Raw genomic sequence first — 14,978 nt, 5'->3', positions numbered from 1 at the left:
GCCCGTTCCAAAACACGGTCCGCTATTCTGGCAGAGCGGGCAATCGGTCCAGGCAGTCGAACAGGCGCTCGTTGTCGATGAGCTGGATCAGCGGGTGGTCGCCCTCCGGCTTGATCAGGTGTGTCACCAGTGCGGGGCGGTCTGCCATCAGCACGGGCGAGGGCACGATCTGGGTGTCGGCGAACTCGGGCACGGCGTGCAGCGCGTCCACCAGCAGGCCCACCTGGCGCTGGCCGCGCTGAATCACGACGATCTCGCCATCGGTGTCGTCGGCGGTGCGCAGTTCGGCGCCCAGCAGCCGGCCCAGGTCGTAGACCCACACCGAGCGTTCGATGGTCAGCCCGGCCTGGGGGACCAGCAGGCCGACGCGGCCCTGCGCGTCGCCAGTGCTGCGGCTCGAGAGCTTCTGTGCCGGCACCGCTTCGGCCACGTTGGCGGCGGGCAGGCCAAGGATGTGCGGCCCGCACCAGACGGTGGCCACCATGCGCAGCGGCTCGTCGCCCGGGTGGGAGGAGGGGGACGGCTGGTAGGTGCTGCGCGTGGCCATGGCCTGGCTCTGCACCTCGCCCAGCGGAATGCACACGACGGCGAGCACGTCTTCCACGTAGCCGTCGCTGGTCTTGAACTCGCGGTAGCCCGCGTTGGCGGCAATCGCCATCACCACGTACTGCCCTTCGTGCTCCAGCACGCGCGCCAGGCTCTCGCCGCTGCCCAGCGCCAGGGCCTCCCCGGGCAGATTCAGGGCGGTACCGGTCGGCAGTGCCGCGTCGGTGGCGGAGAGGACGCGGCCCTGGCGATCGACGAAATGGGCGGTGGTGGGCGCATCGGGTGCCAGGCAACCCTGGAGCATGGCCAGCAGTTCGCGCTCGGTCTCGAACACGATGCCGATGCCACCGACAACCTGCGTGCCGTCGTCCGGATGGCGGATCGCCGCGTGGTAGACGTAGGTGGGCGCGTCGCCGCCCAGGGCAGAGGGCGCGAATTCGCTGACGGTGTAGGCCTGGTCGTTGTCGAGCGCCTTCACGCGCCGCAGCGTGGCGCCATCGACCTGCGTGTTCGCGGCGACGAAGCGCGGCAGCGCATGGCGCGAGGCGGCGATGACCTGGCCCTGCGCGTCGTACACGCAGATCGTGCTGTAGACGGTGTAGAGGCCGTTGATGACGTCGAGGATGCGGGTGATCGCGTCCACATCGGGCACCGGGCTGGCCAGCGCCGCGCGGATCTCGGGTGTCAGCGCCCACCACCGGCAGTCGTTGGCGCGCTCGTAGAGGTTGCGATCGAGCAGGTCCACCAGCAGCTGGGCGGTGGATTCGGCGTCGTCCAGCCGCGACTGCAGCACGGTTTCATACAGGTCGCTGATGGACTGCGAGAAGACTTCGTTGCTGCGGGTGCCGGTTTCGCTGATCTGGTCCAGGATGGCCTTGAGCTGCTGCTGGCCCTCGCGCCGCTCGGAGGTGATGACCTGGCCGTTCCACACCACGCGCTGGATCGTCTCGGTGGCGGTCATGACTTCGTACAGCGGCGGGCTGAAGCGGCGTGCGTGGGTCAGCAGGCCGGCGGCGGTGGTCGGGTTCAGCGAGGCCAGTGTCTGGCGCGGTGGCGCGGAGAACGCCATGGACAGCGGCACCATCACCTGGCCCTGCCAGCCGCGCGGGCCCGGGTAGCCCTGGTAGCCCTCGGCCTGGCAGGTCTGCACCAGGTACTCGCGGCCCTCGTGGATGAACACCTGCGGCAGGCCCTGCGGGTTGGCCGGTACCGTCGTGCCCACGGCGATCCAGCGTTCGTCGGCGCTGGCGATCACGCGCCGGTCTTCGTCCAGCAGCAGCATGTTGATGCGGCCCTCCCGATCGCGGTGCGAGCGGAAGATGCTCGCCATCTCGCGCTCGAAGTCGAAGCACAGGCAGAGCAGGCCCACCACCGCGCCGGTGTCGGGATGGTGCATGCGGCGCGAATAGATCAGCGCCTGCGAGTAGCCCGGTCGCAGGTCCGTGGCGCGGAAGGTCTCCACGTACTGGCCGGTGTCCAGCGTGGCCTGGATCAGCGGATCGGTGCTGCCCTCGACCGGCGCGTCCGGGTCGAGCTGCACCAGCACGTTGCCCTGGGTGTCCAGCAGCATGATCTCGTTGTAGACCGTGTACTTGTTGCGGTAGTCGTGCAGCCGCTGACGGATCATGTCCGGCTCACCCTCCAGGCCAGCGACGAAGGCGCAGAGTTCGCGGTCGGTCGCCAGGAAGCCCACGTCCGCGGTGCGCTCGTAAAGGTTGCGCACCACGATGTCGATCACGAAGCGCGCCTTGGTGCCGATCGCCGTCAGCACGTTTCCCGCCTTTTCCTCGATCAGGCTGCGCACCAGCTCGCGCTCCAGCCGGTTGAAGCCGGCCTGGGTGGCGCTCATGATCGGCAGGATGCTCTGGGCTTCCAGCGGGCAGTTGAGCTTGGCCGAGGACTCGACCATGCGCCACATCAGGCCGAGTTCGCGCAGGGACTGCTCGCAACGGGCCACGTCGCGCATGTAGGGAAGGAAGCTGTCGGCGTGCAGGTGGTGGGGCATACCAAAATTCATAGCAAGCCGTGTGCCACCCGCAGGACGGTTCCGTGCCGTGGTTCACAATCGCCGCATGCCCGAAGCCCAGCCCGATCGCAAGCCGCTTTCTGCCCCGCAGAAAGCCCTGCAGAAGCTCGGGCTGGTGCGCGACATCGACCTGGCCCTTCACCTGCCGCTGCGCTACGAGGACGAGACCCGCATCGTGACGCTGCGCGGCGCGCGCGACGGCCAGCTGGCGCAGATCGAGGGCACGGTCACGCACAGCGAGATCAGCTTTCGCCCGCGCCGCCAGCTGCTGGTGACGCTGGACGACGGCACCGACACCTGCACCCTGCGCTTCTTCACCTTCTATCCAGCGCACCAGAAGGCGCTGGCGGTGGGTGCCCGGGTGCGTGTGCGGGGCGAGCTGCGCGGCGGTTTCCTGGGCTGGACCATGGTGCATCCCGCCTTCCACGCGGCCGGTGGCGAACTCCCGGACGCGCTCACACCGGTCTACCCCACCAGCGCGCAGCTCCCCCAGGCCTACATCCGCAAGGCCGTGGCCAGTGGCCTCAAGCGCGCGGACCTGAGTGAAACCCTGCCGCCGGCCCTGCTGGGAGGGCTTCAGACGGTGGTGCGCGGTACCTGGACCTTGCGCGACGCCCTGCAGTACCTGCACCACCCGGGGCCGGACGTGTCGCTCGACGCCCTGGAGGACCGCAGCCACCCGGCCTGGCAGCGCCTCAAGGCCGAGGAACTGCTGGCACAGCAACTCTCCCAGTTCACTGCCCGGCAGGAGCGCGCCGCGCTGAGCGCCCCCGCCCTGCGGCTGTTGCCCGGTGGCCTGCACGAGCAGTTGCTCGCCGCCTTGCCGTTCGCACTCACCGCCGCGCAGCGCCGCGTGGGCGAGGAGATTGCGCGTGACCTCATGCGCCAGCTGCCCATGCACCGCCTGCTGCAAGGCGATGTGGGGTCGGGCAAGACGGTGGTGGCTGCACTGGCCGCGGCCATCGCCATCGACGCGGGCTGGCAGTGTGCCCTGATGGCGCCCACCGAGATCCTGGCCGAACAGCATTTCGCCAAGCTCATCGGCTGGCTGGAGCCACTGCTGGCCCCGCTGGGCAAGCGAGTGGCCTGGCTGACCGGCAGTCAGAAGAAGAAGCAGCGCACCGAGATGCTCGCGCTCATCGCCAGCGGCGAGGCCGCGCTGGTGGTGGGCACGCACGCCGTGATCCAGGACCAGGTGCAGTTCAGGAACCTGGCGCTGGCGATCATCGACGAGCAACACCGCTTCGGCGTGGCGCAACGGCTGGCCTTGCGCAGCAAGATGGGCCCCGACATGCCCGACGGCGAGCCCCACCTTCTGATGATGACCGCCACGCCCATCCCGCGCACGCTGGCCATGAGCTACTACGCCGACCTCGACGTCTCCACCATCGACCAGCTGCCGCCCGGGCGCACGCCCATCGTCACCAAGGTGGTGGCCGACAGCCGCCGTGCCGAAGTGATCGAGCGCATCCGTGGCCAGCTGGCGGAGGGCCGTCAGGTGTACTGGGTCTGCCCTCTGATCGAGGAGAGCGAGGCGATCGACCTCTCGAACGCGACCGCCACGCATGCGGAGCTGTCGCAGGCCTTGCCGGGCGTGCTCGTCGGGCTGCTGCATTCGCGCATGCCGGTGGCGGAGAAAAAGGCGGTGATGTCGCTCTTCACCGGGGGGCAGATGGGCGTGCTGGTGTCCACCACGGTGATCGAGGTGGGCGTGGACGTGCCCAACGCTTCGCTGATGGTGATCGAGCACGCCGAGCGATTCGGCCTCTCGCAGTTGCACCAGTTGCGCGGCCGCGTGGGGCGCGGCGCGGCGGCCTCGGCCTGCGTGCTGATGTACACCCCCCCGGACGGCGGCCGGCTCGGCGAGACCGCGCGTGAGCGCCTGAGGGCCATGGCCGACACCAGCGACGGGTTCGAGATCGCGCGCCGCGACCTGGAGATCCGCGGTCCGGGCGAATTCCTGGGGGCGCGGCAGTCCGGTGCGCCGCTGCTGCGTTTCGCAGACCTGACCACCGACACGCACCTGCTCGACTGGGCCCGCGAGGCGGCGCCCGTGATGCTGGCGCAATACCCCGCACAGGCGGAAAGGCACATCGCGCGCTGGCTGGGTGGCAAGGCGGAATACCTGAAAGCCTGAGCGTCTGGCTGAGGCGCAAGGCAGGCTTGCGGCCGCGAGCGCAAAATAGCCCCCATGACGCTGACCGAACTCAAGTACATCGTCGCGGTGGCGCGCGAGCGGCATTTTGGCAAGGCTGCCGAGGCCTGCTTCGTGTCCCAGCCCACGCTGTCGGTGGCCATCAAGAAGCTCGAAGAGGAGCTGGAACTCAAGATCTTCGAGCGCAACGCGACCGAGATCGCCGTGACGCCGCTGGGGGAAGAGATCGTGCGGCAGGCGCAGACCGTGCTCGAACAGGCGGCCGCCATCAAGGAGATCGCCAAGCGCGGCAAGGACCCGCTGGCCGGCCCGCTGCGGCTGGGCGTGATCTACACCATCGGCCCCTACCTGCTGCCCGACCTGGTGCGCCACGTCATCGACCGCACGCCGCAGATGCCGCTGATGCTGCTGGAGAACTTCACCGTCAAGCTGCTGGAGCAACTGCGACTGGGCGAGATCGACTGCGCCATCCTGGCCGAGCCTTTCCCTGACACCAACCTGGCGATTGCGCCGCTGTACGACGAGCCTTTCCTGGCCGCGGTGCCGCACACGCACCCGCTGGCGAAACAGGACCACATCACCAGCGAGGAGCTCAAGCGCGAGACCATGCTGCTGCTGGGGACGGGCCATTGCTTCCGCGACCATGTGCTCGAAGTCTGCCCCGAATTCGCCCGCTTCTCGAACGACACCGAGGGCATCCGCAAGAGCTTCGAGGGCTCGTCGCTGGAGACGATCAAGCACATGGTGGCCGCCGGCATGGGCGTGACGCTGGTGCCGCGCCTGTCGGTGCCGTCTTCCGCGCTGGAGGGGTCGGCCACGCCGGGGCAGGATTTCGGCGACTCGTCCTACGTGCGCTACCTGCCCTTCAAGGGTGAGGCACCCACGCGTCGCGTGGTGCTGGCCTGGCGGCGCAGCTTCACCCGCTACGAAGCCATTGCCGAGTTGCGCAACGCCATTTATGCCTGCGAGTTGCCCGGCGTCAGACGCCTGTCCTGACGCCGGACCTACACTCATCCGTCCCCCCTTTCTTTCATCAGACCAAGGAGCACTTCATGGCCAAGTCCACCGCCAAAACCGCCGCGCCCGTCATCAACATCGGCATTGCCGAGAAAGACCGAGCCGCCATCGCCAAAGGGCTGTCCCAGCTGCTGGCCGATACCTATACGCTGTACCTGACGACGCACAACTTCCACTGGAACGTGACGGGCCCGATGTTCAACTCGCTGCACGCGATGTTCATGGCCCAGTACACCGAGCTGTGGAACGCCGTCGACCCGGTGGCCGAGCGCATCCGTTCGCTGGGCCACGCCGCTCCCGGCAGCTACGCGCAGTTCGGCAAGCTCAGCTCGGTGCCCGACGCACCCGCGACCCCGCCCAAGGCCATGGAGATGGTGCGCATCCTGGTGCAAGGCCACGAGGCCGTGGCACGCACGGCGCGCCAGCTGTTCCCCGTGGTGGACAAGGCCGGCGACGAACCCACGGCCGACCTGCTGACCCAGCGCCTGACGGTGCATGAGCAGACCGCGTGGATGCTGCGTTCCATTCTCGAGGACTGACCACCCGCCATGGTTGCCGCCACGTCGCCCGCGCCGTCCCGCCTCGCGCTGTACCTTGACCTGATCCGCTGGAACCGGCCTGCCGGCTGGCTGCTGCTGCTCTGGCCGTCGCTGGCTGCGCTGTGGGTGGCGGCGGGCGGCTTTCCCGGATGGCACCTGCTGGCGGTGTTCGTACTGGGCACCATCCTCATGCGCAGCGCCGGCTGTTGCGTGAACGATGTGGCGGACCGCGACTTCGACCGCCATGTCAAGCGCACGGCGCAACGGCCGGTCACCTCGGGCAGGGTGTCGACGCGCGAAGCCCTGATGGTGGGTGCGGTGCTCGCGCTGGCGGCGTTCCTGCTGGTGCTCACGACCAACCTGCTCACGGTGCTGATGTCGTTCGCGGCGCTGGCGATCACGCTGGCCTATCCCTATGCGAAGCGCCACGTGTCCATGCCGCAGGCGGTGCTGGGGGTGGCCTTTAGTTTTGGCGTTCCGATGGCGTTTGCCGCCGTGCAGGGGCAGGTGCCCGTGCTGGCCTGGGTGTTGTTGATCGGCAACCTGTTCTGGGTGCTGGCCTATGACACCGAGTACGCGATGGTCGACCGCGACGACGACCTGAAGATCGGCATGAAGACCTCGGCCATCACACTGGGCCGTGCGGACGTACCCGCCGTCACGGCGTTCTATGTCCTGTACCTTGCCATCTGGAGCCGGGCGCTCTGGCCCATGGTGGACCACAGGCTCTGGGCGGTGATGCTGCTGGTGGCGCTGGTCCAGGTCGGCTGGCACTACACCTTGATCAAGGACCGCACGCGTGAAGGTTGCTTCAAGGCGTTTCGCCTCAACCACTGGTTGGGGTTCACGGTGTTTGCCGGGGTCGTGATCGGGCTGGTCTGAGCGCGCGGCATTTCGTTCGCTGGACGCCATGCGCCCGTGAGCCCGCCCGACCGCAACGCGCCACGGGTACCATTCCACCACCATGAACATCATCATTTTGGGTGCCGGCCGCGTGGGCGAAAGCGTTGCGGAGAGCCTGGTCTCCGAGCAGAACGACATCACCGTGATCGACATGGACCCGGCCCGCCTGCGCGTGCTGGAAGAGCGGCTGGACCTGCGCGGGGTGGTGGGCAACGGCATCCAGCCGTCGGTGCTGGGGGAAGCCGGCGCCAAGGACGCGGACATGGTCATCGCCTGCGCCGCCACCGATGAAACCAACCTCGTGGTCTGCAATGTCGCCCACGACGTCTTCAACGTTCCCACCACCATCGCCCGCCTGCGATCCCCCGAGTTCACCGAGGGCGAAGAGGAAACCCAGCTCGCGCGCACCAGCTTCTCGGTCAGCCACGTGCTCTGTCCCGAAGAGTCCGTGATGCGCTACATCCACCAGCTCATCAGCTATCCCGAAGCCCTGCAGGTGCTCGAGTTCGCCGATGGCCGCGCCAGCCTGATCGCGGTGCGCGCCACCCACGGCGGCGCGCTGGTGGGCCACACCATTGGCGAGATACGTGAGCGCTTTCCCCACGCCGAGATGCGCGTGGTCGCGCTGTACCGGCTTGATACCGAGATGGAAGCCAGCGCCCGCACGCGCATCCTGGCCGGCGATGAAGTTTTTGTGCTGGCTGACACACGAAAAATCCGCTATGTGCTGGGAGCGGTACACAACATCGACAAACCTGTTCAGCGTGTGATGATTGCGGGGGGAGGGAAGGTCGGTTTGCGATTGGCGCGCAGCCTGGTGGGGCAGTGCGAGGTCAAGATTCTCGAGCGCGACAAGAAGCGCTGTGAGTATCTCGCCAGCCAGCTGCCTTCCCGCATCCTCGTTCTGCAAGGTGATGGGGCTGACGAAGACTTGCTGGAAGAGGAAAACGTGGGCGAAATGGACATGTTTCTCGCGCTCACCAGTGACGATGAAGACAACATCATGTCAGCCATGCTGGCCAAGCGGCTGGGGGCAAGGCGCGTGCTGTCCCTCATCAACCGACGCGCCTACGCCGACATGATGCAAGGCGGTACGATCGACATCGCGATTTCTCCGTCACAAACCGTCATCGGCGAACTGCTCACCCACCTGCGACGTGGCGACGTGGCGGTGGTACACAGTTTGCGGCGGGGGGCGGCCGAGGCCATTGAAGGTATTGCCCGTGGAGACGTAAAAACCAGCAAGCTGGTGGGCCGTCGCGTCGAGGAGGTGAGATTGCCCTCCGGTGCTCGCATAGGGGCGATCGTTCGAGGGGAGGGCCGGAATTCGGAGGTCCTCATGCCGCATCATGATGTGCTCATCGAGGATGGGGACCACGTCATCATTTTCATACCGAACAAGCGACTGGTTCGAGAGGTCGAAAAACTGTTTCAGGTCAGTGCGACTTTCTTTGGGTGACGCACCACACGCTGGTTCAAATGCAGTCCATCTGGCTTCCCGTCCTCTCCGTTTTTTCGCGCGTCCTGCTCGCGTTCTCTCCGGCTTTTCTTGTTCCTCTGGCCTGGGCATGGTTTCACGACACAAACCACCATGTCGTCACGTGGGCACTTGGTTTCGCCGCAGCGGTGCTCAGCGGTTGGGGGCTATGGCTGATGACTCGACACCACCGTCGCGAACTGTTGCCGCGTGACGGGTTCCTGCTGGTGAATCTGGTCTGGGTGGTGTTACCTGCCTATGCCGCCGCACCGCTGTACTACACGGTGCCCGACCTGAGCCTGAGCAAAGCCTATTTTGAAGCGATGAGCGCGCTCACGGCCACTGGAGCGACTGCCATTTTGGGGCTGGATCAGCTCCCTGTCTCGATCAACGTCTGGCGTTGTTTTCTGCAGCTCGTCGGTGGCCTCGGCATCATGCTGCTGGTGGTGGCCATATTGCCCTTGCTTGGCCTGGGTGGCATGCAACTCTACCGGGCGGAGACGCCCGGCCCCATGAAGGACACCAAATTCACCCCGCGCATTGCAGAAACCGCCAGGGGCCTCTGGGGGGTTTATGCAGTGTTCTCGGTCGCCTGCATGTTGTCCTATCGATGGGCCGGCATGGGCTGGGCCGACGCCTTCATGCACATGTGCACCACCATGGGGTTGGGGGGGTTCTCGCCCTATGACGCCAGCCTGGGGCAGTTCGATTCCGAGCGTATCGAGTGGGTTTCGACTGTATTCATGACCATGGCGGGCATCAGCTTCCTGCGCTACTTCGTGATGCTGCGGCGGCGCTCCCTGCGCCCCATCACGGGAGATCGCGAGATCCGGACCTATCTGGCGGTCCTGGCCGCGTCCATCGTGCTGGTCACGTTGCTGTTGCTGGCGAACCGCGTCTATGCGGACTTTCCGACGGCATTGCGCATGGCGGCGTTTCATGTGGTGTCGCTGGCCACCACCACGGGCTACGCGTCTGCAGACTACGCGCAGTGGCCCGTTTTTGCGCCTGTACTGATGATGTTCCTGGGCTGCTTTGCCTCTTGTGCGGGGTCGACGGGAGGGGGGATCAAGATGGTCCGCATGGTCCTGCTGGTCAAGCAGGCCCGCCGTGAGTTGGTGCGCATCATTCATCCCCGCGTGGTCAATCCCGTCACGCTCGCTGGCGGTGTTGTGCCGCCGCAGGTGATGAATGCCGTGCTGGGTTACATGCTGATTTACGGCGCGGCCACCGTGGGACTCACCATGCTCCTGCTGCTGACCGGGCTGGATATCGTTACGGCGTTTTCGGCCGTCATTGCCACTGTCAACAACATTGGCCCCGGCCTGGGCCTCGTCGGCCCGGATAGCAACTTCGGCGTGCTCAATGATGGCCAGATCTGGGTGCTGAGTTTTGCCATGTTGCTGGGCCGCCTTGAACTGCTGACGGTGCTGGTTCTTTTCACGGGGCCTTTCTGGCGAAAGTAGGCCCATTCGTTGCCAGTGCGCTCAACCGCGTGCCGGAATTTTCAGGCCCCGTTGCACGGCGGGGCGCTGCTCGAAGGCATTCAGCACGCGCTTGAGATTCGGGAAATCCTCGAAGCCGACGATCTCGCCCGCGCCGTAGAAACCGACCAGGTTGCGCACCCAGGGCCAGGTGGCGATGTCGGCGATGGTGTAGGCGTCGCCCATGAGCCAGGCGCGGCCTTCCAGGCGCTGGTTCAGCACGTTCAGCAGGCGCTTGCTTTCATTCACGTAGCGGTCGCGCGGGCGCTTGTCCTCGAAATCCTTGCCGGCGAATTTGTGGAAGAAGCCGAGCTGGCCGAACATCGGTCCGACGCCGCCCATCTGGAACATCAGCCACTGCAGGGTTTCGTATTTCCCGGCCACACCTTCGGGCAGGAAGCGGCCTGTCTTGCCGGCCAGGTAGACCAGGATGGCGCCCGACTCCCACAGCGCCAGCGGCTGGCCGTCCGGTCCGTTCGGGTCGAGGATGGCGGGAATCTTGTTGTTCGGGTTGAGCGACAGGAAGGCCGACGACATCTGATCGTTGGTGTCGAAGCTCACCAGGTGGGGCTCGTAAGGCAGGCCGGTTTCCTCCAGCATGATCGAGACCTTCACCCCATTGGGCGTGGGCAGCGAATAGAGCTGCAGGCGGTCGGGGTGGGTGGCGGGCCACTTCTGGGTGATAGGGAAGGTGTCGAGGAGGCTCATGGACGGTCCTTGAATTCGGGGCGGAAGCAGGCATTGGAACACTGGCGCGCCATGTCCCCACCCTTGCAAGGGAATCGATAATCGCTCCGTCATGCCGATGCCCAAAGACCCCTGCCCCTGCGGCCGTGCGCCGGATTTCTCGGCCTGCTGCGGCCGCTATCTCGGCACCGGTCTGCCTGCGCCCGATGCCGAGTCGCTCATGCGGTCGCGCTACACCGCCTTCGTGCGCGGCGACGTGGCGCACCTGCTGGCCACCTGGCATGCGAGTCACCGGCCCGAGTCGCTGGAGCTCGACGCGGGCGTGAAGTGGCTGGGGTTGGACGTCAAGTGTCACCGCCCCATCGACGCCGACCACGCCGAGGTGGAGTTCGTGGCGCGCTCGCGCGTGCAGGGCCGTGGTCAGCGCCTGCACGAGCGCAGCCGCTTCGTGCGGGAAAATGGCCACTGGTTCTATGTCGATGGAGAAATCAAGTGATCCCCCGAACGAAGCAGCAACCACCGGAAGCACCCAGGGTCGGGCTTCGCCGGCCCGAGGTGTCGCCCCTCTCGAGGGGGGAAGCGCCGAAGGCGACGCAGGGGGTGCTCCATGTTTGACGCGGTTCTGTTTGATTGCGACGGCGTGCTCGTGGACAGCGAGCCCATCACCAACGGTGTGTTGCGCGAGGTGCTCAACGAGAGCGGCTGGGCCCTCACGCAGGCCGAGTGCATGCAGATCTTCATCGGCAAGGCGGTGCGCGACGAGCGCGCCCGCATCGAGGCGGAGACCGGCAAGCCCTTCACCGAGGCCTGGCTGAAGGCCTTCTACGAACGCCGCAATGCGCGCCTGCTGGCCGAACTCAAGGCGATGCAAGGCGCAGTCGACGCCGTGTCCGTGGTGCATCGGCAGGTGGCTGGCCGCATCGCCTGTGCCTCGGGCGCCGACCGGGCCAAGGTGGTGATGCAACTGGACATGGTGGGCCTGCTGCCTTATTTCGGCGAGCGCGTGTTCAGCGGGCATGACCTGCCGCGCTCCAAACCCGCGCCCGACGTCTACCTCGCTGCCGCCGCCCATCTGGGGGTGGACCCGGCGCGCTGCCTGGTGGTGGAGGACACCGCCACCGGTGCCCAGGCGGGTCTGGCTGCCGGCGCCACCGTGTGGGGCTACTGCCCCGAAGGCCATGGGCGCGCCTTCGACGGCATGCCGGTGGCGCGCGTGTTCCACCACATGGACGAATTACGGAGCCTGTTCGCTGCGCCACTCGCCGGGTGACTGTCCGGTCCATCCGCGGAACGCGCGGATGAAGCTCTTCTCGTTCTGGAACCCGCAGGCCTGTGCCACCTGCTTGATCGGTCGGCGTGTGCGCAGCAGCAACTCCGTGGCACGCTGGCGGCGCACCTCGTCCTTGAGCGCCTGCAGCGAGGCGCCTTCGTCTTTGAGTTGCCGGTGCAGGGTGCGTGCCGACACGTTCAGCAGCGCGGCCAGGTCGTTGGCGTTGTGCGCATCCAGCGGCTGCGTGGCCAGCACCTGGCGCACGCGCTGCACCAGCAGACGGTCGCGCCGGTAGGAGCGCACCGTGAGGGGAAGGGCGCGCTGCAACAGCTGGTTCATGGCCGTCTCGTCGCGCCGCATCGGCAGGGCGAGGTAGCGCGCATCGAAAGCGATGGCCGCCTCGTCCGCGCCGAACGTGGCCGGACCGTCGAACAGCACGCGGTAGGCGTCCACATGCGGAGGCGGGGCGTAAGGGAATTGCGCGCCCTGCAGCGGGATGCGCGAATCGACGTACCAGCTCGCCAGCCCATGGATGTTGCGCAGCACCGAGACCACGCAGAACTCGGTGAGTGGGCCGGGCTGGCGGTGTGGTCGCATCACCAGGCGCGCGCGGTCGGCCACGGTCTCCAGCGACAGCGCGACGTCGTTGGTGATCAGCCCGTGGTGGCGGCACCAGCGTTTGAGCGCCACGCCCAGCGTGGGCGCAGGAAGCGAGGCGCGCGCCAGCATGCCGTAGCTGCCCCAGGGCAGTGGCCGCGTGAAGCAGCCCAGACCCTCGTCATCGAGTTCCCGCATGGCGGCATCCGACACCGCTTCCATCTGCGCGGCGGTGATGCGGGAAGAGGGTTGATCAACTTCGTGTGGCTGGATTTGTGCCACTTCCAGCGCCCGCTCCGGGCTCAGCCCCCGGGTGCGGTACGCCGCCACCATGGCGCGAACGAATGCCATGGGAGTGACGGCTGGACCTGCCCGAAGCTGGGACGGGTCGAGCGCTGGCATCAAGGTGGTTTCTCGCATGCGACAGTGTGATTGTGATTGGCGCTATTTGCAACCTGCATGACGGTGGCTCGCGCGCGGCCCTGTCTATCCTCCACAATGCCCCGAAACACCACAACGGATGCCGACATGCCGATCCTGGAGACACAACTCAACGCCCGTTCCGCCGACTTCCAGGCCAACGCCCAGGCCATGCAGGTGGTGGTCGACGACCTCAAGGCGCAGATCGCGAAGGTGGCGCTCGGTGGTGGCGAAGCGGCCCGTGCCAAGCACACCGCGCGCGGCAAGCTGCTGCCGCGCGACCGCGTGCAGATGCTGCTGGACCCGGGCACGCCCTTCCTCGAGCTCAGCCCGCTGGCGGCGTTGAACATGTACCCCGATCGCGACGGCACCGACAGCGCGCCTTGCGCCGGTGTGATCGCGGGCATCGGTCGCGTGAGCGGCGTCGACTGCCTGATCGTCTGCAACGACGCCACGGTGAAGGGCGGCACCTACTACCCCATGACGGTGAAGAAACACCTGCGGGCGCAGGAGGTGGCGATGCAGAACAACCTCACCTGCATCTACCTCGTGGACTCGGGTGGCGCGAACCTGCCGAACCAGGACGACGTGTTCCCCGACCGCGAGCACTTCGGCCGCATCTTCTACAACCAGGCCAACATGAGCGCGAACGGCATCGCGCAGATCGCGGTTGTCATGGGCTCCTGCACCGCCGGCGGCGCCTACGTGCCCGCGATGAGCGATGAAACCATCATCGTCAAGAACCAGGGCACCATCTTCCTGGGCGGTCCGCCGCTGGTGAAGGCGGCCATCGGCGAGATCGTGAGCGCGGAAGACCTGGGTGGTGGCGACGTGCACACGCGCCTCTCCGGCGTGGCGGACCACCTCGCGCAGAACGACGCGCACGCGCTTGCCCTGGCACGTCAGGCGGTGGCCACGCTCAACCGTCGCAAGGTCGCCACGCAGGCGCTGCGCGAACCGCGCGCGCCGCTGTACGACGCGAAGGAGATCTATGGCGTGATCCCGGTCGACACGCGCAAACCTTACGACGTTCGGGAAATCATCGCCCGCATCGTCGACGGCAGCGAGTTCCACGAGTTCAAGGCGCGCTACGGTGCCACGCTCGTCTGCGGTTTCGCCCACATCGAGGGCATGCCGATCGGCATCGTCGCCAACAACGGCGTGCTGTTCTCCGAGAGCGCGCAGAAGGGTGCGCACTTCATCGAGCTGTGCTGCCAGCGCAAGGTGCCGCTGCTGTTCCTGCAGAACATCACAGGCTTCATGGTCGGCCGCAAGTACGAGAGCGAAGGCATCGCGCGCCACGGCGCCAAGATGGTCACGGCCGTGGCCACCGCGCAGGTGCCCAAGTTCACCATCATCATCGGCGGCAGCTACGGCGCCGGCAATTACGGCATGTGCGGCCGCGCCTACAGCCCGCGCTTCCTCTGGATGTGGCCCAATGCGCGCATCAGCGTGATGGGAGGCGAGCAGGCCGCCAGCGTGCTGGCCACCGTGCGGCGCGACGGCATCGAGGCCAAGGGCGGCAGCTGGAGCGCCGAGGAAGAGGCGAAGTTCAAGCAGCCGCTGCTCGACCAGTTCGCACACCAGTCGCACCCGTACTACGCGAGCGCTCGCCTGTGGGACGACGGCGTGATCGACCCGGCGGACACACGCCGCGTGCTGGGTCTGGCGCTCTCCGCCACGCTCAACACGCCGATCGGAGAGCCGAAGTTCGGCGTCTTCCGGATGTAGCAATCGACACCCTCGCGTCGCCTTCGGCGCCACCCCCTCGAGGGGCAACGCCAGCGGCCCGGCAAAGCCGGTTCCGCGGCGTTTCTGGAACAGACACTGCGCGCCGGGAAAGGCACTGGAGACAAG

At 66.8% G+C, this 14,978-nt stretch carries 12 protein-coding genes; 9 read left to right on the top strand and 3 right to left on the bottom strand.

Annotated elements, in window-relative coordinates; translation table 11 throughout:
* Nucleotides 1–22: 22 nt before the first annotated feature.
* Nucleotides 23–2,551 (bottom strand): chemotaxis protein CheW, encoded by a 2,529-nt coding sequence (locus tag J2X09_RS05455; RefSeq protein ID WP_204732770.1) that lies wholly within the window; start codon nucleotides 2,549–2,551, stop codon nucleotides 23–25.
* Nucleotides 2,552–2,618: 67 nt separating this feature from the next.
* Between J2X09_RS05455 and recG the strand changes: the two genes are divergently transcribed.
* The 6 genes from recG to J2X09_RS05425 all read left to right on the top strand — a co-directional run bounded on the left by recG (nucleotide 2,619) and on the right by J2X09_RS05425 (nucleotide 10,129).
* A complete protein-coding gene (gene recG / locus J2X09_RS05450) occupies nucleotides 2,619–4,709 on the top strand; it encodes an ATP-dependent DNA helicase RecG (protein WP_204732771.1) in 2,091 nt (696 codons plus the stop codon).
* A 54-nt stretch (nucleotides 4,710–4,763) separates the two neighbouring features.
* Nucleotides 4,764–5,723: a hydrogen peroxide-inducible genes activator gene (locus J2X09_RS05445; RefSeq protein WP_204732772.1), complete on the top strand. Its 960-nt coding sequence runs from the start codon at nucleotides 4,764–4,766 to the stop codon at nucleotides 5,721–5,723.
* A gap of 56 nt (nucleotides 5,724–5,779) precedes the next feature.
* Nucleotides 5,780–6,283 carry a Dps family protein gene (locus J2X09_RS05440; protein WP_204732773.1) on the top strand — a complete coding sequence of 168 codons (504 nt, stop codon included), beginning with the start codon at nucleotides 5,780–5,782 and terminating at the stop codon, nucleotides 6,281–6,283.
* Between the two features lie 9 nt (nucleotides 6,284–6,292).
* Nucleotides 6,293–7,165 carry a 4-hydroxybenzoate octaprenyltransferase gene (gene ubiA, locus J2X09_RS05435; RefSeq protein WP_204732774.1) on the top strand — a complete coding sequence of 291 codons (873 nt, stop codon included), beginning with the start codon at nucleotides 6,293–6,295 and terminating at the stop codon, nucleotides 7,163–7,165.
* A gap of 82 nt (nucleotides 7,166–7,247) precedes the next feature.
* Entirely contained in the window at nucleotides 7,248–8,645 is a 1,398-nt protein-coding gene (gene trkA, locus J2X09_RS05430; protein WP_204732775.1) for a Trk system potassium transporter TrkA, read from the top strand.
* Nucleotides 8,646–8,665: 20 nt separating this feature from the next.
* Nucleotides 8,666–10,129 (top strand): TrkH family potassium uptake protein, encoded by a 1,464-nt coding sequence (locus tag J2X09_RS05425; protein WP_204732776.1) that lies wholly within the window; start codon nucleotides 8,666–8,668, stop codon nucleotides 10,127–10,129.
* Nucleotides 10,130–10,150: 21 nt separating this feature from the next.
* On the opposite strand, the gene J2X09_RS05420 is transcribed toward J2X09_RS05425, so the two are convergent.
* Nucleotides 10,151–10,855: a glutathione binding-like protein gene (locus J2X09_RS05420; RefSeq protein WP_204732777.1), complete on the bottom strand. Its 705-nt coding sequence runs from the start codon at nucleotides 10,853–10,855 to the stop codon at nucleotides 10,151–10,153.
* A 91-nt stretch (nucleotides 10,856–10,946) separates the two neighbouring features.
* On the opposite strand from J2X09_RS05420, the gene J2X09_RS05415 reads away from it, so the two are divergent.
* Complete coding sequence (locus J2X09_RS05415) at nucleotides 10,947–11,330, top strand: YchJ family protein (RefSeq protein ID WP_204732778.1); 384 nt, start codon at nucleotides 10,947–10,949, stop codon at nucleotides 11,328–11,330.
* Nucleotides 11,331–11,441: 111 nt separating this feature from the next.
* Nucleotides 11,442–12,104 carry an HAD family hydrolase gene (locus J2X09_RS05410; RefSeq protein ID WP_204732779.1) on the top strand — a complete coding sequence of 221 codons (663 nt, stop codon included), beginning with the start codon at nucleotides 11,442–11,444 and terminating at the stop codon, nucleotides 12,102–12,104.
* On the opposite strand, the gene J2X09_RS05405 is transcribed toward J2X09_RS05410, so the two are convergent.
* Nucleotides 12,069–13,052: an AraC family transcriptional regulator gene (locus tag J2X09_RS05405; protein ID WP_204732780.1), complete on the bottom strand. Its 984-nt coding sequence runs from the start codon at nucleotides 13,050–13,052 to the stop codon at nucleotides 12,069–12,071. The genes J2X09_RS05410 and J2X09_RS05405 overlap by 36 nt on opposite strands.
* 177 nt (nucleotides 13,053–13,229) lie before the next feature.
* Here J2X09_RS05405 and J2X09_RS05400 point away from each other — a divergent pair, with 177 nt between their 5' ends.
* Nucleotides 13,230–14,852: a carboxyl transferase domain-containing protein gene (locus J2X09_RS05400; protein WP_204732781.1), complete on the top strand. Its 1,623-nt coding sequence runs from the start codon at nucleotides 13,230–13,232 to the stop codon at nucleotides 14,850–14,852.
* Nucleotides 14,853–14,978 lie beyond the last annotated feature (126 nt).

The organism is Hydrogenophaga laconesensis (assembly GCF_031457235.1).
Taxonomy (GTDB): Bacteria; Pseudomonadota; Gammaproteobacteria; order Burkholderiales; family Burkholderiaceae_C; genus Hydrogenophaga; species Hydrogenophaga laconesensis.
The sequence above is the reverse complement of the archived record's forward strand: the minus strand, read 5'-3'. Positions and strand labels throughout refer to the sequence as shown.